This is a genomic window from Pseudomonas sp. B12(2026) (assembly GCF_057767015.1).
On the sequence record NZ_CM173430.1, the window covers coordinates 2,917,843 to 2,936,180 of the forward strand.

General features: G+C 65.6%; 15 protein-coding genes. 8 read left to right on the top strand and 7 right to left on the bottom strand.

Going from position 1 to position 18,338, the window contains the following annotated elements:
* The first annotated feature begins 451 nt into the window (after window positions 1-451).
* Window positions 452-1,474, top strand: coding sequence for a transcriptional regulator SouR (gene souR / locus AC3B6A_RS13540; protein ID WP_488403423.1), 1,023 nt, complete (start codon window positions 452-454; stop codon window positions 1,472-1,474).
* A gap of 36 nt (window positions 1,475-1,510) precedes the next feature.
* On the opposite strand, the gene AC3B6A_RS13545 is transcribed toward souR, so the two are convergent.
* Window positions 1,511-2,461: a LysR substrate-binding domain-containing protein gene (locus AC3B6A_RS13545; protein WP_488403425.1), complete on the bottom strand. Its 951-nt coding sequence runs from the start codon at window positions 2,459-2,461 to the stop codon at window positions 1,511-1,513.
* 212 nt (window positions 2,462-2,673) lie between these two features.
* Here AC3B6A_RS13545 and AC3B6A_RS13550 point away from each other — a divergent pair, with 212 nt between their 5' ends.
* The 7 genes from AC3B6A_RS13550 to AC3B6A_RS13580 all read left to right on the top strand — a co-directional run bounded on the left by AC3B6A_RS13550 (window position 2,674) and on the right by AC3B6A_RS13580 (window position 11,144).
* Complete coding sequence (locus AC3B6A_RS13550; RefSeq protein WP_488403427.1) at window positions 2,674-3,885, top strand: aromatic ring-hydroxylating oxygenase subunit alpha; 1,212 nt, start codon at window positions 2,674-2,676, stop codon at window positions 3,883-3,885.
* A 96-nt stretch (window positions 3,886-3,981) separates the two neighbouring features.
* Window positions 3,982-4,908 (top strand): DMT family transporter, encoded by a 927-nt coding sequence (locus tag AC3B6A_RS13555; RefSeq protein WP_488403428.1) that lies wholly within the window; start codon window positions 3,982-3,984, stop codon window positions 4,906-4,908.
* A gap of 247 nt (window positions 4,909-5,155) precedes the next feature.
* Window positions 5,156-6,319, top strand: coding sequence for a quaternary amine ABC transporter ATP-binding protein (locus tag AC3B6A_RS13560; protein WP_488403430.1), 1,164 nt, complete (start codon window positions 5,156-5,158; stop codon window positions 6,317-6,319).
* 71 nt (window positions 6,320-6,390) lie between these two features.
* Window positions 6,391-7,338, top strand: a complete 948-nt coding sequence (gene proW, locus AC3B6A_RS13565) for a glycine betaine/L-proline ABC transporter permease ProW (RefSeq protein ID WP_488403432.1) — start codon at window positions 6,391-6,393, stop codon at window positions 7,336-7,338.
* Window positions 7,339-7,398: 60 nt separating this feature from the next.
* Window positions 7,399-8,421, top strand: coding sequence for a glycine betaine/L-proline ABC transporter substrate-binding protein ProX (gene proX, locus AC3B6A_RS13570; RefSeq protein ID WP_488403434.1), 1,023 nt, complete (start codon window positions 7,399-7,401; stop codon window positions 8,419-8,421).
* Between the two features lie 51 nt (window positions 8,422-8,472).
* Window positions 8,473-9,819 carry an MmgE/PrpD family protein gene (locus AC3B6A_RS13575; RefSeq protein WP_488403435.1) on the top strand — a complete coding sequence of 449 codons (1,347 nt, stop codon included), beginning with the start codon at window positions 8,473-8,475 and terminating at the stop codon, window positions 9,817-9,819.
* 8 nt (window positions 9,820-9,827) lie between these two features.
* Window positions 9,828-11,144 carry a GlxA family transcriptional regulator gene (locus AC3B6A_RS13580; RefSeq protein ID WP_488403436.1) on the top strand — a complete coding sequence of 439 codons (1,317 nt, stop codon included), beginning with the start codon at window positions 9,828-9,830 and terminating at the stop codon, window positions 11,142-11,144.
* Here AC3B6A_RS13580 and AC3B6A_RS13585 read toward each other — a convergent pair.
* From AC3B6A_RS13585 to AC3B6A_RS13610, 6 genes are all read right to left on the bottom strand, one after another.
* Entirely contained in the window at window positions 11,065-11,949 is an 885-nt protein-coding gene (locus tag AC3B6A_RS13585; protein ID WP_488403437.1) for a LysR family transcriptional regulator, read from the bottom strand. The two genes, AC3B6A_RS13580 and AC3B6A_RS13585, sit on opposite strands and share 80 nt — an antisense overlap.
* Before the next feature lie 58 nt (window positions 11,950-12,007).
* Window positions 12,008-12,760, bottom strand: coding sequence for a maleate cis-trans isomerase family protein (locus AC3B6A_RS13590; RefSeq protein WP_488403439.1), 753 nt, complete (start codon window positions 12,758-12,760; stop codon window positions 12,008-12,010).
* Window positions 12,761-12,784: 24 nt separating this feature from the next.
* A complete protein-coding gene (locus tag AC3B6A_RS13595; RefSeq protein ID WP_488403441.1) occupies window positions 12,785-14,098 on the bottom strand; it encodes an MFS transporter in 1,314 nt (437 codons plus the stop codon).
* 484 nt (window positions 14,099-14,582) lie between these two features.
* A complete protein-coding gene (locus AC3B6A_RS13600) occupies window positions 14,583-15,002 on the bottom strand; it encodes a DoxX family protein (protein ID WP_488403442.1) in 420 nt (139 codons plus the stop codon).
* Between the two features lie 153 nt (window positions 15,003-15,155).
* Window positions 15,156-16,424, bottom strand: coding sequence for an OprD family porin (locus AC3B6A_RS13605; protein WP_488403597.1), 1,269 nt, complete (start codon window positions 16,422-16,424; stop codon window positions 15,156-15,158).
* A gap of 70 nt (window positions 16,425-16,494) precedes the next feature.
* Entirely contained in the window at window positions 16,495-18,333 is a 1,839-nt protein-coding gene (locus AC3B6A_RS13610) for an amidohydrolase (protein ID WP_488403444.1), read from the bottom strand.
* Window positions 18,334-18,338 lie beyond the last annotated feature (5 nt).

Below are 18,338 nucleotides of genomic sequence, written 5' to 3' on the forward strand. Positions count from 1 at the left end.
GTGTTGCCGCCGTTGGTGTGACGACTATAGGAGCGGCTCCGACGGACCGTCTAATTACATTTTCTGGGATCAATTCATACGCTTACGGGGGGCTTCGGGCCGTGGAAGGCGCCCGCGGGCCCGGCCGCCCGGCTCTGCGAAAATGCCGTCGCAGGCATTGAATTCACTGGATGGCGCCGCAAGCCTGAGGCGATTCCACTGCCCGCTTCGCTGTTTGCCGCGGCAATGACGCGATGCGCCATCGGCGTCCTTCGCCGAGGCTGCTGGGCCGTTTTCCATTGCGCGCGCCCAATGCGCGCTCGCTCGCGCGGCGCGGCCGGTAGCCGAGCTTCGCCGCGCTCGTATAATTTGCTGCGACAAGAGGCGGGCGCGGCTCCGGGCTACGTGATGGCACGGGCGGCGGGGCCGCGCAGCGACATCTGCCAACAAGAAATCGAAGAGGTGGAACACGGTGGAAAGAAGACAGTTCAGCGAATCCATGCAGGGCAGGAATCTGCGCTTCGTCGGTGACCGCAAGGCCGATCCGCAGCGCCAGCGGAAAGTGGGTTTCGTGCTCCTGGAACACTTCTCCCTGCCGGCCTTCACCCAGGCGCTGGACACCCTGGTCACCGCGAACCTGATCCGCGAAGGGACCTTCTCGACCCGCACCTTCAGCCTCGATGGCGAGTCGGTCACCAGCGACCTCGGGCTGGTGATCTGCCCGGCCGCCGCCCTGGAAAGCAAGCACCTGGACATGGACCTGCTGGTGGTCTGCGGCGGCCTGCGTACGCCGCTCAAGGACCTGCCCGCGCTCAGCCGCCTGCTGCATCAGGCCGACGAGCGCGGCATCGCCCTGGCGGGCCTGTGGAACGGCGCCTGGTTCCTTGGCAAGGCGGGGCTGCTGGATGGCCACAAGTGCGCGGTGCATCCGGAGAACCGCGCCGCCCTGGCGGAGGTTGCCCGGGACAGCGTGGTCACCGCCGAGAGCTATATCCTCGACCGCAACCGCCTCACCGCCGGCAGTCCCAGCGGCGCCTTCAACCTGGTGCTGGAGTGGATTCACCAGTTGCACGGCCGCGAGCTGATGGACGCCATCGTCGACATCCTGGCGTTCGAGGAGTCGCGCTACCGGCGGACCCGCCCCGCGCTGCACGAGAAGATGACCCAGCCGCTGCGCGACGTGCTCACCCTGATGAGCGCGAACATCGAGGAACCGCTGAGCACCGAGCAGCTGTCGCAGTGCGTCGGTCGCTCCAAGCGCCAGCTGGAGCGGCTGTTCCAGGAGCAGCTGGGCACCTCGCCGATCCGCTACTACCTGGAGCTGCGCATCACCGAGAGCCGGCGCCTGCTGCAGCACTCGGACCTTTCCCAGGTCGAGGTGGCCGTGGCCTGCGGCTTCGTTTCACCCAGCCATTTCAGCCGCTGCTACACCTCGTTCTTCGGCCATGCGCCGTCCAAGGAAGTGCGCTACGGCTGCGTGCGCTCGGTCAAGTGAGGGGAGGGCGCGGGCCGCTGACGGGCCCGCGCCGGATCAGAACTGCGCCTTGATCCAGTCGCGCAGGCGGCAGCAGGCGTCGTCGTCTTCCTTGTCCTCGTTGAAGGCCAGGTAGTGGTGGGTGTCGTGCAGCACCAGCTCCTGCTCGACCGGACGCACCAGCGAACCGTTGGTCACCAGGTGGTTCACCAGATGGTTCCAGCCCAGCGCCACGCCCTGGTGGCTCAGGACCATCTGCACCAGCAGGTTGTAGTCGTTGGCGTTGAAGAAGTGCGGGCGCTTGCCGGAGCCGCTGTCGATGTCGATGTCGTGGAAGGCCATCCACACGCTCCAGTCCACGTGCTCGGCCACCTGTGAGCGCCCGTAGGGGCTGAGGTTGAGCAGCGTGGCTTCGCGCAGGCCGTCCAGGCTGGCGATCTCCGGGTGCTGCGCGAGGTACTGCGGCGTGCACACCGGGTAGATGACGTCGTGCATCAAAGGATGGCTGTGGTAGCCCTCGCGGACCTTGCTCATCTTGGTGATGAAGATGTCCGGCCGCACGCCCGGTTCCATGGACAGGAAGTTCTGCGTGGTGACCAGGTTCAATTCGACATCCGGGTTGGCATCGAAGAAGCTCGGCAGGCGGTGCGACAGCCATAGCGCGGAGAACGCCGGCGAGCAGCACAGGGTGACGATGCGCTTGGACACCTTGTTGTTGCGGATGCGCTCGGCGGCCTGGGAGATGTTGACGAACGACAACTGCACCGCGTCGAAGAAGATCGAGCCGGCGGGGGTGAGTTCCACCGCGCGGCCCACGCGCTTGAACAGGTCGGCGCCCAGGTAGGTTTCCAGCTCGCGGATCTGCCGGCTGATCGCCGCCTGGGTGACGCACAGCGCCTCGGCGGCGCGGGTGAAGTTCTGGTACTTGGCGGCGGCGACGAAGGATTTCACGGCGCGCAGCGAGGGCATCTTGATCAGCGTCTGATCCGGTTCGGTGTGTTTGACCATAACTTCAGGTAATCAAGACCTTGGATAAAATGTCGGTTCTTCCGCGCCTGACCCCGTCCTAGACTGCCCGCATGCCGTGATCACGACGGGCCGGGCGGCGCCTCGTTCCGGGTGAGAGTAGCCCAAGCGCTCTTCCACAGAAAGCCTCCGCCACCTCGTCGAATCCCGCACTCATCGTTCCGTCCCGTGCCTGTTCCGGAGTGCCCATGACAATGGATAAGAAAGCTGCAGTGCTCGACCTGATTCGCCAACGCAAGGCGCGCCACGCGCTGCCCCGCGCCGTCTACAGCGACCCCGAGGTGTACCGCCAGGACCTGGAACAGCTGTGGCACAAGGAGTGGATCTTCGCCGGCCACACCTTCGAGCTGGAGAAGCCCGGCCAGTACCTGACCCTGCAGATCGGCGACTATCCGATCGCCATCGTGCGTGGCGCCGACGGCCAGGTCCGCGCCTTCCACAACGCCTGCCGGCACCGGGGCTCCAAGGTCTGCACCGAGAACAGCGGCAAGGTCGCCAAGCTGGTCTGCCCGTACCACAAATGGGTGTTCGACCTCGACGGCAAGCTGCTCTTCGCCGGCAACATGGGCCCGGAATTCAACCCCGCCGAGTACGGCTTGAAGCTCGCCCATTGCGAGGTGGTGAACACCTACATCTACGTCTGCGTGGCCGAGACCGCGCCGGACTTCACGCGCTTCCGCGATGCCGTGTCGCCCTTCATCGGCCCGCACAACCTGGAAGACTGCAAGGTCGCCTTCGAGTCCAACCTCATCGAGCGCGGCAACTGGAAACTGGTGTTCGAGAACAACCGCGAGTGCTACCACTGCGACGGCACCCACCCGGAGCTGCTCAACTCCTTCGTCGAGAACCTCTCGGTGGCCGGCGTGGGTGGCGAGGACGATCCGGAGCTGACCGCCCACTGGGACCGCTGCGAGGCCGCCGGCCTGCCCAGCCGCCTGGTGATGGACGAGGACGGCCAGTACCGCATGACGCGCATCCCGCTGTCGGCCAACGCCGTGAGCTACACCATGGACGGCAAGCCGGCGGTGTCGCGCCGGCTGGACCGCAGCGGCGAGCCGAACATCGGCGCGCTGCTGTACTTCAACTATCCGTCCACCTGGAACCACTTCCTCGGCGACCACGCCCTGAGCTTCCGCGTGCTGCCGCAGGGCCCCAACGAGACCCTGGTGACCACCCGGTGGCTGGTGCCCAAGGATGCCCAGGAAGGCATCGACTACGACCTGGAGCGCCTGACCCGCGTGTGGATCGCCACCAACGACCAGGACCGCCGCCTGGTGGAAGGGGCGCAGATGGGCGTGAACTCACCGGCCTACGAACCGGGTCCGTATTCCTCCATCGCCGAGAACGGCGTCTGCCAGTTCGTCGACTGGTACTGCGAGCGCATGGCCCGCCGCCTCGGCGACTGAGCCGGTCCTGCCGCGGTAGACGACCCCGCTTCACCCTCCTGGTGAAGCGGGTTTTTTGTGGCTGCTCGAAACCCCTTCCACTGCCCGGAGCCGGTCATGCGCCTCAGCCGTTTTCGCCTTGCCAACCCCCATTCCCAAGGCTTCTTCCTCGTCCTGCTGGCCGCGTTCTGCTACGGCCTGCAACCGCTGTTCGCCAGTTTCGCCTATGCCGGCGGCGCCAATCCGGTGGGCCTGCTGCTGGCCCGTTTCGCCATCGCCGCCGCGCTGCTGCTGATGTTCCTCAATCGGCGGCGCATCGGCTGGCCCAGCGCGCGGCTGGTCAAGCAGAACCTGATCCTCGGCGTGGGCTACGGCCTCGCCGCGCTGGGCTACTACAGCGCCTGCCGGGCCACCTCGGTGAGCCTGGCGGTGATCCTCGTGTACAGCTTCCCGGCGCTCGTCACCCTGGTGTCGATCACCTGGCTGGGCGAGCGCGCCGGCGCCTTGAAACTGATCGCGCTGCTACTGGCGCTGGGCGGCGTGACGCTGGCGACCGGCCTGAGCCTGGCGGGCCTGTCGGTGGGCGCGCTGTGGGCATTGTTCGCGGCGATGGCCTATGGCTCGGCGATCATCTACGGCACCCGGTGCATCCGTCATGAACACCCGCTGGCCTCGGCGGCCGTGGTGCTGCTGGGTTGCGCGGCGACCTTCGCGGTCGCGGCGCTGTTCCAGGACGCGCGTTTCCCGGCGACCGCCCAGGCCTGGCTGGCAACGCTGGGGTTGGCGCTGTTCGCCACGCTGATCCCGGTGGCGGCGTTCCTCGCCGGCTCACCGGCGGTGGGGCCTTCGACGGCGGCCACGCTGTCCACGGTGGAGCCGCTGGTGGCGGTGGCGATCGCGGTGTGGCTGATGGGCGAGCGGCTGACGCCCGGCATGCTCGGCGGCGGCCTGATGGTGTTGCTGGCCGCCGTCTGCCTGGCGCGCCCGGCCCGCGAGGGGGCGCCGCCGAGCCCCGTGGCAGAAGGCGCCGACCTGGATCGATAACATGCAGTTATGGTTTTGAGCGAGCAAATGTCGTTGGACGCTCAACCCCGGGAACCCTAATTTTGACCTACGGCGAGCCACCCAAGAGGGCCGCCGGAAAGCCTTGCAGGAGCTTCTGCAAACCGGAAGGCCGGCACGTTCGCAAGGCGCGCCAGCGATCTTCTTCCGGCGTACCGAATGCTACGAGGCCATGGGGCCGGCGGCAGCATGACCTTGAACACAAGAATAAGCACAAGGTGAGGAAAGTATGAGCCAGACCGACGATATCCTTTCGGTGAGCAACATCTTCAAGGTCTTCGGGCCGCGCCCGGACGAGGCGATGGAGATGCTGCGCAAGGGCGCTGACAAAGACGAGATCTTCCGCAAGACCGGCCACGTGGTCGGCGTGTTCGACGCCAGCTTCTCGGTCCGCCGCGGCGAAATCTTCGTCATCATGGGCCTGTCCGGCTCCGGCAAGTCCACCATGGTCCGCCTGTTCAACCGGCTGATCGAGCCCACCTCCGGCAGCATCCACCTCAATGGCCGGGAGATCACCGGGCTGTCGGACAAGGCCCTGCTCGACGTGCGCCGCAAGGAGATGGGCATGGTCTTCCAGTCCTTCGCCCTGATGCCGCACATGAGCGTGCTGGAGAACGTCGCCTTCGGCCTGGAGATTGCCGGGGTAGGGGAGAAGGAACGCCACTGCCGCGCCGGCGAGGCGCTCGCCCAGGTAGGCCTGGCGGGCCACGAGCACAGCTACCCGCACCAGCTCTCCGGCGGCATGCAGCAGCGTGTCGGCCTGGCCCGCGCCCTGGCCAACGACCCCACCATCCTGCTGATGGACGAAGCCTTCTCCGCCCTCGACCCGCTGATCCGCCACGAGATGCAGGGCGAACTGATGCGCCTGCAGGCCGAGCAGCAGCGCACCATCATCTTCATCTCCCACGACATCGAGGAAGCCATCCGCATCGGCCACCGCATCGCGATCATGGAAGGCGGCCGGGTGGTGCAGATCGGCACCCCGCAGGAGCTGCTCAACAACCCTGCCAACGAATACGTCGAGACCTTCTTCCGTGGCTTCGACAGCTCCCGCGTGCTCAAGGCCGGCGATGTGGCGAAGCTCGATGCGGAGGTGCTCTGCCGGGTCAACGGCAAGGGGCCGCAGCCCAAGGTCGGCGTGCCTTTCAGCTACCTGATCAACGAGCGCGACCAGTTCATGGGCGTGATGTCGGCGGACGCCGGCTTCGCCGACCTAGCCGCCGGGCCCTGCACCCGCCACGAGGAACATCCGGTGTACACCGACACGCCGCTGCACGACGTGCTCGATATCGTCGCCGAGCTGCCGTACCCGGTGCCGGTGCTGGATCGCAGTGGTGCGCTCAAGGGCACCATCTCGAAGAACCAGTTGCTGCAGACCCTGAGCCGTCACTGAGCGCCGCGCTCCGTCTTCGCAGTCCCCGACGTCCGCCCCTGGGCGTCCCCCGCTTGAAAAGGTACGCAAGCATGTCCGAGTCCAGTTTCCTCGATCCCTTCCAGAGCGCGATCATCCCGCTGGGTGAGTGGGTCGAAACCAGCCTGAACTACCTGGTGCGCAATTTCCGCGACGTCTTCCATGCCATCCGCTGGCCCATCGACCAGGTGCTCAACGGCTCCGAGCACGTCCTGCAGAGCGTGCCGCCGACCATCGCCATCGTCCTTGCCGCGCTGTTCGGCTGGCAGCTCGCCGGCCCGCGCATGGGCCTGATGTGCGCCGTCACCCTGACCCTGCTGGGGCTGATCGGCGTGTGGTCGGAATCCATGACCACCCTGTCGCTGGTGCTCACCTCGGTGTTCTTCTGCGCGTTGATCGGCATCCCGCTGGGCATCCTCTGTGCCCGCAGCGACCGCGTCGAGCGCGTGGTGCGCCCGCTGCTGGACGCCATGCAGACCCTGCCGGCGTTCGTCTACCTGGTGCCGGTGGTGATGCTGTTCGGCATCGGCAACGTGCCCGGCGTGCTGGTCACCATCGTCTTCGCCGTGCCGCCGCTGGTGCGCCTGACCAACCTGGGTATCCGCCAGGTGCCCGAGGACAAGATCGAAGCCGCCCGCGCCTTCGGCTGTACCCCGCGGCAGATGCTGATGCGCGTGCAGCTGCCGCTGGCCACCTCGACCATCATGGCCGGGGTCAACCAGACGCTGATGCTCTCGCTGTCGATGGTGGTGATCGCCTCGATGATCTCCGTCGGCGGCCTCGGCCAGATGGTCCTGCGCGGTATCGGTCGGCTGGACATGGGCCTGGCCACCGTCGGCGGCGTCGGCCTGGTGCTGCTGGCGATCTTCCTCGACCGCCTGACCCAGGCCATGGGCGAGCGCACCCGCTCCGACCCCAGCCGCCGCTGGTACCACAGCGGCCCCGTGGGCCTCGTGCTGCGCCTGTTCAGCAGCCAGCCGGTGCCGCGCAAGGCGCTCTGATTCCGCTGTTCTTCCTCACCCTGCCGCCCCCACAAAGAAAAGAACAAGAGGTACGCAACGATGCAATTCGAGACGATCAAGAACAAGGTTCTGCGCTGTGCTTCGGTGCTGTCCCTGAGCCTGTTGTCGCTGTACGTGCTGGCCGCCTCGCCGGAGAAGCCGGGGGAGGGCGTGAAGGTTACGCCGATCTTCCCGCCGATCGCCGAGGAGCGCTTCCGTGGCGAATTGGCCATGGCCGGCCTGCGCGAGCTGGGCTACGACGTGCAGGAGCCGAAGGAGACCGAGTACGCGGCGATGATGGTGGCGCTGTCCTACGGCGACGCGGACTTCACCGTGCACTTCTGGGACAAGCTGCACGACGCCTTCTACCAGAAGGTCGACGGCCCCAACACCCTGGTGAAGGCCGGCGACGTGATCCCCGGCGTGCTGCAGGGCTACCTGATCGACAAGAAGACCGCCGACCAGTACCACATCAAGTACATCACCGACCTGAAGAAGCCCGAGCTCGCCAAGCTGTTCGACACCGACGGCGACGGCAAGGCCAACCTGACCGGCTGCAACCCCGGCTGGGGCTGCGAGCTGGTGATCTCCCACCACATGAAGGCGTACGACCTGGACGGCTCGGTCAACGTCAACCAGGGCTCCTACTTCGCGCTGATGGCCGACACCATCACCCGCTACAAGCAGGGCCAGCCGATCCTCTACTTCACCTGGGTGCCGCAGTGGATCGCCGGCGTGCTGGTGGAAGGCCGCGACGTGGTCTGGCTGGAAGTGCCGAAGACCGACCTGCCCGACGGCAACAACGAGGTGAACACCACCTACCAGGGCAAGAACCTGGGCTTCGCCATCGACAAGGTGGAGGCGCTGCTGAACAAGGAGTTCGCGCAGAAGAACCCGGTGGCGCTGAAGTTCCTCTCGCAGCTGCAGATCAAGGCGGACGACGAGAGCCAGCAGAACCTGCGGATGCAGAACGGCGAGAACAAGCCGGCCGACGTTCGCCGTCACGCGGACGAGTGGATCGCCGCCCACCGCCAGCAGTGGGACGCCTGGCTGCAGGCCTCGCGTGACGCCGCCAGGCAGTGACGCCTTCGTTTCTCCCGCCGAACAAATCCTCTTCGCCTGTGGAGTACCCCGATGTCGCTGTATTCGTTCGTCCGCGAGTTTCGCTTCGAGCAGGCCCCGGCGCGCACCCGCGAGCTGATGCAGACCTGCCTGCTGGACATCCTCGGCGTCGCCGCCGGCGCGCGGGACAACGCCACCAGCCAGGCGCTCAGACGCTACGCGCTGAACCACTATCCGGCCGGCGTGCTGTCCAGCCGCCTGCTGTTCGACGGCCGCCCGGTGCACCCGCTGGGCGCCGCCTGGGCCGGCGGCTTCTGCGTCGACAGCCTGGACGCCCACGAAGGCCACTTCACCTCCAAGGGCCACGCCGGGGCCACCGTGGTGCCGGCGCTGCTCGCCCTGGCCGATGCCTGCCGCCAGCGGGGCCGCGCCATCAGCGGGGCGGAACTGCTGACGGCGCTGACCATCGGCTATGAAACCGCCCTGCGCGCGGGCGCCGCGCTCATGGCCAGCGCCCACGAATACCATGCCTCCGGCGCGTTCTCCGGCATCGGCGTGGTGTGCGGCGGCGCGCGCCTGCTGGGCTTCGATGAACAGCAGTTGCGCCACGCCCTGGGCATCGCCGAATACTTCGGCCCGCGCTGCCCGATGATGCGCCTGGTGGATCACCCGTCGATGCTGCGCGACGCCCACGGCGCCGGGGCCCATGCGGGCCTGAACGCCTTGCTGTTGGCCGAGGCCGGCGTTACCGGCGCGCCGGCGGAAACCATCGAGTTCCCGGGCGTCGCCGAGCACTGGCATGACCTCGGCGCGCGCTGGGAAATCGACGCGCAGTACTTCAAGCCCTGGCCGGTGTGCCGCTGGGCGCAGCCGGCGCTCACCGCGTTGACCGCGCTGATGGCCGGGCATCCATCCATTCGTGGCGAGAACATCGAGCAGATTCGCGTCGAGACCTTCCACGAGTCGGTGCGCCTGCAGGGCCATCGCCCGGCCAATGCCGACGAGGCGCAGTACGCGCTGGCCTTCCCGCTGGCGGCGCTGGCGGTGCGCGGGCAGCTGGGGCCGCTGGAGGTCACCGGCGAGGCGGTGCATGCCGCCGATATCCTCGCCGTCAGCGAGCGGGTGGAAATCGTCGAGAGCGACGAGCTGTCCGCGCGCTTCCCCGAGGAAATCCTTTCCCGCGTCTCGGTCTTGCTCAAGGACGGCAGCCGTTTCGCAAGCCTGGTGACCCAGGCCAAGGGTGACCCGGAAACCGCCATGAGCCGCGAGGAGTTCCGCGCCAAGTTCGACCTGTTGGCCGGCATCTCACTGAGCCCGGCGCTGCGCGACGAGATCGACGCCGCCATCGCCGAACTGCCCGGCAGTGCGAGCTGCGAGCGGCTGTTCGGGCTGATCCTCAACGCCCCGCGGGGCGCGTGAGCGGTTCCGTGAGAAGCGCTTTCGAGAGCGTGCTGCGCAGCCGCAACCTGGCCCATCTGGAGCAGGTCAAGCGCATACCCGCCGCGCCACAACCGGCGCGGCGGGTCGTTTTCGTGCTGCGCGAGCACTTCTCCATGCTGGCCTTCACCGCCGCCATGGATGCGCTGCTCACCGCCAACATCATGACCGCCGCGCCGTTGTTCCGGGTGCAGGTGGCGGGTAGCGAGCGCAGCGTCACCAGTGACCTGGGGCTGGCCGTCGCCACCGATATCACCCTCGCCGAGCTGCACGCCGCGCCGCAGGATACCCTCATCGTCTGCGGCGGCTTTCGCGTGCGCCTGGCGCCCGATCCGTCGCTGCGCACTCGTCTGCGTCAGGCCGCTTCCGCCGGCGCGGTGCTGGGCGGGCTGTGGAACGGCGCCTATTTCCTCGCCGAAGCCGGGCTGCTCGACGGCCATGAATGCGCCTTCCATCCCGACGGCCGCGCGGTGCTGGCGGAAGTCTTCCCGTGCGTGAAAGTCACTTCCCGCGCCCGTGTCGCTGACCGTGGCCGCCTGACCTGCGCCGGCCCCAACAGTGCGCTGGGCATGATGCTGGACGTGGTGCGAGAGGAGGGCGGCCAGGAGTTGCTGAACGCGGTGGAAGAGGTGCTCAACTGCGACAGGGTGCAGGACGCGGCCAGCGCGCCGGTGTCCGCCGCCGAAGCCGATCCGAGCCTGCCGCGCACGCTACGCCTGGCCCTGGAGCTGATGAGCAGCAACATCGAGGACCCGATGGGCTTCGATGAGGTCGCTCGCTATGCGCGTATTTCCCGCCGTCACCTGGAGCGCCTGTTCCGCCGCCATATCGGCACCACGCCGGAGCGCTACTACCTGGAACTGCGCCTGACCCACGCCCGCCAGCTGCTGCAGCACACCCAGCGCCCTGGCGCTGGCCAGCGGCTTCTGCAACCTGCCGCATTTCCATCGCTGCTTCCGCGAGCTGTTCAACGTCACGCCGGGGCAGTTCCGTGCGCGGGGCGGGTTGGCGGTGCCTGCGTAGAACCCTGGTTCGCGCACCGTAGGATGGGTGGAGCGCAGCGATACCCATGCGGATCGGCGATGGGTATCGCTGCGCTCCACGCCATCCTACGAAGTGCCACCGGATATCACGTCGTGGGACGTCAGAATGGCCTTGTCCGGGGCCTGCTCGTGGCGGGCTCGCTCAGGGCGGAAGGAGGGCGTAACGTGAGCGATTACAGGAACGCTACGCTTGCTCAAGCAGGTGGTCCAGGAATAGTCCGGCCGCGGCCGACAGCGCTTCTCTTGACCTTACACACACGCTGAGTTCGCGGGACGCCCAAGCTTCATCCAGCTCGATAATCTTCGCGCCGTCCATCTTGTAAATCTCCGCACTACCCTCAGGCAAGATACCGATGCCCACACCGGCCTGAACCATCAGACACAGCGCGTCGTAGCTGGATACTTCCATGCGTATTTTCAGCGAGCGCCCCAGATCGTTGGCTGCCTTGATCAACTGAAAGTTGAGGTGCGTGCCGCTACGCAGGGCAATGTACTGGTGCTCCAGCGTGTCGCTGAATTTGACCGTCTGGTGAGCCGCCAGAGGATCACCGTTGGGTACCAGCAATACCAGTCGATCAACGCGAAACGGAAAGACCTCGATGTCTGCACCATGCGGCAGACGGGTAAAAATACCGATGTCGGCGCGATTTTCGGCCACCGCCTGGGTAATCGCCAGACTGGGTTTTTCGTCGAGACTGACATTGATCAGCGGGTACCGCTCCATGAACGACTTGATCAGGCCGGGCATGAACTGAGTGATGGCGGAGATGTTGGCCAGGACATGTACCGAACCGCGGTGGCCATAGGAATATTCGCGCATCTGCACGACGATTTCGTTGAGGCTATTCAGCGCGCTTCGGGCCATGTACAGCAACGACAGGCCGGCATCGGTCGGGGAAATACCCTTGTTGGTGCGGTTGAGCAACTTGGAGTCGAGCAACTCTTCCAGTTCGCTGAGCCGCTTGCTGACCGCCGCCGCGGCGATGTGTTCGCGCTTGGCGGCGGCCGCAATGGTGCCCTCTTCGACGACGCTGACGAAGAGTCGCAACGAGACCGGATCAAGTTTCATGAGAGGCACCGGATATGCTGGTCGGAGTGGCCAGGATAGTACCTCGTCATGCCTCGGCTCAGAATGCGCCGGACAACAGATGACCGGCGTTCGGCACTTCAGCCTTCAGGCCGAGGGTCTTCAGCATCTGGTAGACGGTAGCGACCGACGCTGACAGCACCGGCTTGTCGAGGCGGTCCTGGACGACCTGGATCGCGGGCAGCGACGGCATCTGCACACAGCAGGACAGCACCACGCCATCGGCCTGTCCGATATTCAGCCTGTCGGCGTGGCCTACCAGGTTCATCGGATCAAGACGGCCCACCTCAAGATTGTCAGACACCTCCAGGCTGATGGAGTCGACAACTTCGATTCCGGCCGCCTCGATGTAGTCGATCACCTGCTGGGTCAGCGGTTTCATGTACGGGGTGATGATCGAGATCTTCTTGTAGTTGAGCATGTTCAGACTATCGATCAACGCACCGGCGGAACTGAGAACCGGGGCGCTCGAGTTATTCGAGGCTACGGCCTTGCCCAGACGCTCTTGTGAGACTTTGTGATAGCCGGCGCCTTGGCACATGATCGCCACCAGGCAGGCGTAGGCCATGACGTCAACCCGTGCGTCACTCAGTTCCAGCGCGCAGCGGTCACTGTCGATATCCATCTTTTTCAGCTCTTCGGGGCTGACATGCATCATGCGCATGCGAGAAGCATGAAAGGTGAAGCGCTCATCCGGGAACAGCGAATATCGCGATGTCAGCATCGCCGGGATTTCGGTTTCCATCGTCGTATTGGAGCTGGGTACGATTTGACCGATTCGAAAGTTCTTCATTGGGGGCTCTCTGGATAGTGCAGATCAATTGCCGCTGGTGAGTTGAACGCCTTTGGTTTCCTGCAGCGTGAACACCAGGACGGCGGCGATGGCGTAGGAAACCGAGGCAAGAGAAATGGTGGCGGTGAAGCCGATCAGTGGGATCAGGACAGGCACCAGCTTGATGCCGGCGATGGCGCCGACCCGCCCGAAGTTGAAGCAGAAACCCGATGCCGTGGAGCGGATGCTGGTCGGGAACAACTCCGAGTACCAGGCGCCAAAGCCGCTGAAGTAGCCAGTGAAGAAACCCAGCAACGCTGCCAGCGAACCGAGCGTGATGACGTTCTGGGTAGTGAACAGCAGCTTGCCGTCCGTCAACGGCATCAGGGTCGCCGAGTAGGCGAACACCGGAACCATGATTGCCATGCCGCCAAAGAAGATCGCGAACGACAAACGACGGCCGATACTTTCCGCCAGGTAGCCGTAAGCCAGGTAACCAAGGGTGGCGCCGATGCCGATCCAGATGACGAACACCGGTGCCTGGTCAATGCGAACGTTCAATATGTTCTGCAGGTAAGCCGGCATGAAGGTGGTGATGATCCAGTAGCCATACATGCCCAGTACTGAAATGCTCAGACCCAGCATGGTCAATTTCAGGCACTGCGGGCGGAAGATTTCCGTCAGCCGTCCCTTGTCGGCGTTACGGCGCATGAATTCGCGGTTTGCCAGCCAGACCGGCGACTCCTTGACGAACAGCCAGATGAACGCAAGGGTGAAATAGGCCGGAATAGAGGCGTAGATGAACAGCGTCCGCCAGGAGTCGGGGTTACTGCTGTCCAGGAAACTCCAGGCGAAAATCGCCGACAGCAGACCACCACCCGACCATCCCGTTTGCATGACCGCAAATGCCTTGGCGCGACTGGCTGATGGCCAGATCTCTGAAACAAGCGCTGCAGCAGCGGACCACAATCCACCCACAGCGATGCCAACGAAGAAGCGGAACACACTGAGTTGCCAAATGCTGTCGGCAAAAGCACAGAGCAAAGTGCCGGTACCGTAGACGAACACCGACAGCATCATGGTTTTCTTGCGGCCGATCTTGTCGGAAAGGTTCCCGAGGAAGTAGCCGCCAATGCCTGTCGCCAGCAGAAACCAGGCAACGGTGGAGACAACATCGCCCAGGCCAACGGAGAAGGTCTTCGCGATCACAAGCAGAACGAAGCCAAAGATCGTCGCATCCAGAGCATCAAACAGCCAGGCGGCCCAGGAACCGGCCAACGTAGCGTAGCGCTGGCTGGTGGTCAGTTGGCTGCCTCCATCCATCGAGGGGGCAATGGCCGCCGCGGTCAGAGTTTTCATGGCTGAACCTCATGTGACTCAACTTATTGTTTTTGGGAACTCGTGCGCCGACCGAGAGCGGCGAGCGAATGGTCATGTGCGAGCGATGTTAGAAAGGAGGAAGGGGGTCGTATATCAGGCATTTGCGAGCCTGCCATCGCGAACGGCGATGGCAGTGGGGGAGAGCCAGTACTATCGCCTTCTCTCGGTGTCATCCTGGCGCTGGGAGGGTTGATCAGAGGAAGAAGGAGCGATCTTCGGGGCGTGCCAATGGGGTTGCTCCAGCAGTGCCAGGTGGTACCCATGCCCAGCGTCTCGCGGATGTGTGCGAGGACTTCCTTTTTCAGTACGCCGACACCCTGTTGTTCTGGTAGCGCCTGGCCGGCAGAGATGGCCCGTGGACGCTGTCGTTGCAGCCAGGGTGCGGGACTACCCACACCACGTGGTCGCCCAGGCGGAAGGCGACCTGGCGTAGTGGAGACTCCAGGGGCAGCGCGCCGCGCCCTCAGGACAGCCACGCCGGCATTGCCCATCCTCCCGGCAGCCTGCCGCTCAGTGACAGGCTGCCCGGCCCGGCAATGAGCACGGTGACGAAGATGATCAGCAGCAGCCAGGCGAACTGCCCTTCGGCCACGCTCCACTCCGGATGCACGAAGACCAGCGCCACCAGCAGTACGCTGAGGATGGGCAGGCAGGCCAGGCGCGTCAGCACGCCAAGGATGATCGGCAGGGGGCAGAGGACTTCGGCGAAGATGGCCAGGCTCAGGGTCGGCACGGCACCCAGGTGGAACGGGTCCTCGATGACGGTCAGTTCATGGCTGAAGTTCAGCAGTTTGGGCAGGCCATGCACCCAGAGCAGGAGCAGGAGCAGGCTGCCGGAGACGCGCAGGTACAGCAGCGCCCAGTCGGTTGAGGAACGGGACATGGCATCACCTTCCAGTGCAGTGTGGGAATCTATGACGATGCGTCATGCACATCCTCGAAGTCTTGTATCCATGTGCTGATCGGCAGAGCTCAATGCCATCACCAGGGACGAGGGCCGCAGGCCCTGTTCCGGGCTCAGGGGAAGACTCATCGCTCATAAAGCTCCCTTGATGGGGTACTCGATGATCACGTAGATCCGGTCGATGTCGGCGCCAGGCTGCTCGTCGTTACCGCGGTGGCTGACCTGGGAGAAGTGCAGCGAAAGGTCCTTGGCCGGACCGGTCTGGACCACGTAGCGCAGCTCGCTGTCGCGCTCCCAGTGACGGCCGTCGGAGCCGTACTGCCCGGCGTAGGCGCCAGCGGCCGGCGCGTGGCTGCCGTCGATGCCGCTGCCGCGCACGTAGCGGGTCATGAAGCTCAGGCCGGGCACGCCGAACACGCCCAGGTCGAGGTCGTAGCGCGCCTGCCAGGAGTGCTCGCCGGGGCCGTTGAAGTCGGCGTACTTGATCGAGTTGGCGAGGTAGATGGAGTCGCCGCCGACGAAGTCGAACGGCGTGTCGCCCTCGATCTTCTGGTAGCCGAGCAGCACGCCCTGCGCACCAAAACGGTAGCGCGCCGCCAGGCTCCAGGCGCGGGTGTCGATGGCGCCGGCGCGGGCCTGGCCCTCGTCGCGAGTGCGGTAGAGGTTGCCGTCGAGCCACAGGCCGCCGTCGAGGTAGTGCAGGTTCAGGTAGTACTGGCGCCAGGTGTCGTCGAGCTGGCCGGCGAACAGCGAGCCGCCGTAGCGCTCGGACGGGGTGAAATCCGCACCGGCGAAGCTCACCGCGCTATCGCGGGTGGTGGCGCCGTAGCCGTCGAAGTCGCCACGGCGGGTGCTGTGGTCCTGGTTCTTGAAGGCGGTGAAGCGCCCGGCCTGGAAGCGCACGCCGTCCAGCTCGCGGGAGTCGACCAGGGTGCCGCTGGCGTATTCGGGCTGCAGGCGTTTGTCGGCGGTGTCGAACACCGGGGTTTCCACGGTCATTTCGCCGAATTTCAGCGTGGTCTGCGACAGGTCGAGTTTCAGCGCGCCACCGGCGGAGGAGTAGTCGTCCTCCGCGCGCCCCTCGGCGTCACGCGGCAGCAGGCCGGTGCCGGCATGGCCACGGCCGCCGTCGAGCTTGAGGCCGAGGAAGGCGTGGGCGTCGACGCCCAGGCCGATGGTCCCCGGGGTGAAACCCGACTCGATATTGGCGATGAAGCCCTGCGCCCATTCCTGGCGGTAGCTCTGCCCGCTGGGCGAGGGATCGGTGCGGTAGTCGGTCTGCAGGAAGTAGTTGCGGCTGAGCAGCGACCAGTTGGCGTTCTCCAGCAGGCCGTCGTGGGGCGCGGCGGAGACTCCCGCACCAGCCAGCGCCAGGAACGGCAAGGAAACCGAGCGAAGCATGCAGCGGCTCATGACGGTGTCTCCACCCTGGCAGAAAGAAAGCGCGGGCCCTGAGGCCCGCGCAGCGTCTTCAGAAGGCGAAGCAGGAGCAGCCGAAGGCGCCCCAGAAGCCCTGGAAGTCACTCACCGGCACGCTCGACTGGCGCGCCCGTTCGTGGCTGTGGGCGTGCACGGCACAGGCGCCAACGCACTGATGGACCTGGGCGGTGAGCGGCGCGGTCGGTTTCCAGTGACCGGCGACCTTGGCCACCGGCGACCAGTCCGGCAGCACCGGTAGCGCGGGTGGCGCCAGCTTGTCGAACTCATCCGTGGCATGGACGATCTTGCCGCCGACCACGGTCAGCACGGACTCAAGCCATTTGATGTGCTCTTCCTCGACGCTGAAGTAGTCCGCCGTAAGCGCGGTCAGGTCGGCCAGCTGACCGACCTTGATCATGCCCTTCTTGCCCTGCTCGTTGGAGAACCAGGCGCTGCCATGGGTGAACAGCTGCAGCGCGGTTTCCCGGTCGAGCCCCTGGGGATAGAGCTCCAGGCCGCCGACGGTCTTGCCGCTGACCAGCCAGTACAGCGAGGTCCAGGGGTTGTAGCTGGAAACGCGGGTGGCATCGGTGCCGGCGCCCACCGGGACGCCCTCGGACAACATGCGCTTGATCGGCGGGGTGGTCTCGGCGGCCTGCTTGCCGTAGCGGTCGACGAAGTATTCGCCCTGGAAGGCCATGCGGTCCTGGATGGCGATGCCGCCGCCGAGGGCCCGTACCCGCTCGATGTTCTGCGGGGTGATGGTCTCGGCGTGGTCGAAGAACCACGGCAGGCCGTTGAACGGAATGTCGCGGTTGACCTTCTCGAACACGTCGAGCATCCGCGAGATGGATTCGTTGTAGGTGGCGTGCAGGCGGAACGGCCAGCGCTGCTCGACCAGATGGCGCACCACCGGCTCCAGGTCCGCTTCCATGTTCGGCGCCAGGTCCGGGCGAGGTTCGAGGAAGTCCTCGAAGTCGGCGGCGGAGAACACCAGCATCTCGCCGGCGCCGTTGTGCCGGAGGAAGTCGCTGCCCTGGCCGTACTTGACGCTGCCGGTCCAGTTCTTGAAGTCGGCCAGCTCTTCCTTGGGCCGCTGGGTGAACAGGTTGTAGGCGATGCGCACGCTGAGCTGGTCGGCATCGGCCAGTTGCTGGATGACCTGATAGTCGTCGGGATAGTTCTGGAAGCCGCCGCCGGCGTCGATGGCGCTGGTGACACCGAGGCGGTTGAGTTCGCGCATGAACTGGCGGGTGGAGTTGACCTGGTATTCCAGCGGCAGCTTCGGCCCCTTGGCCAGGGTGGAGTAGAGGATCATCGCGTTGGGGCGGGCGATCAGCATGCCGGTCGGTTCGCCTTTGCTGTCTCGGACGATCTCGCCACCGGGCGGGTTCGGCGTGTCCTTGGTATAGCCGACGACGCGCAGCGCGGCGCGGTTGAGCAGCGCGCGGTCATACAGGTGGAGGACGAACACCGGGGTGTCCGGCGCCGCCTTGTTCAGTTCATCCAGCGTCGGCATGCGCTTTTCAGCGAACTGGAACTCGGTCCAGCCACCCACCACCCGCACCCATTGCGGCGAAGGGGTGCGATCAGCCTGCTCCTTGAGCATGCGCAGGGCATCGGCCAGCGACGGCACGCCCTCCCAGCGCAGCTCCAGGTTGTAGTTCAGGCCACCGCGGATCAGGTGCAGGTGCGAGTCGTTGAGGCCGGGGATCACCGTGCGCCCCTTGAGGTCGATGACGCGGGTGGTGTCGCCACGCAGGGCCATCGCCTCGGCGTCGGTGCCCACGGCGAGGAACTTGCCGTCCTTGATGGCGACGGCGCTGGCGCTGGGTTTTTCGCGGTCCACGGTGTGGATGCGGCCATTGTGCAAAATCAGGTCGGCGGTCATAGAGC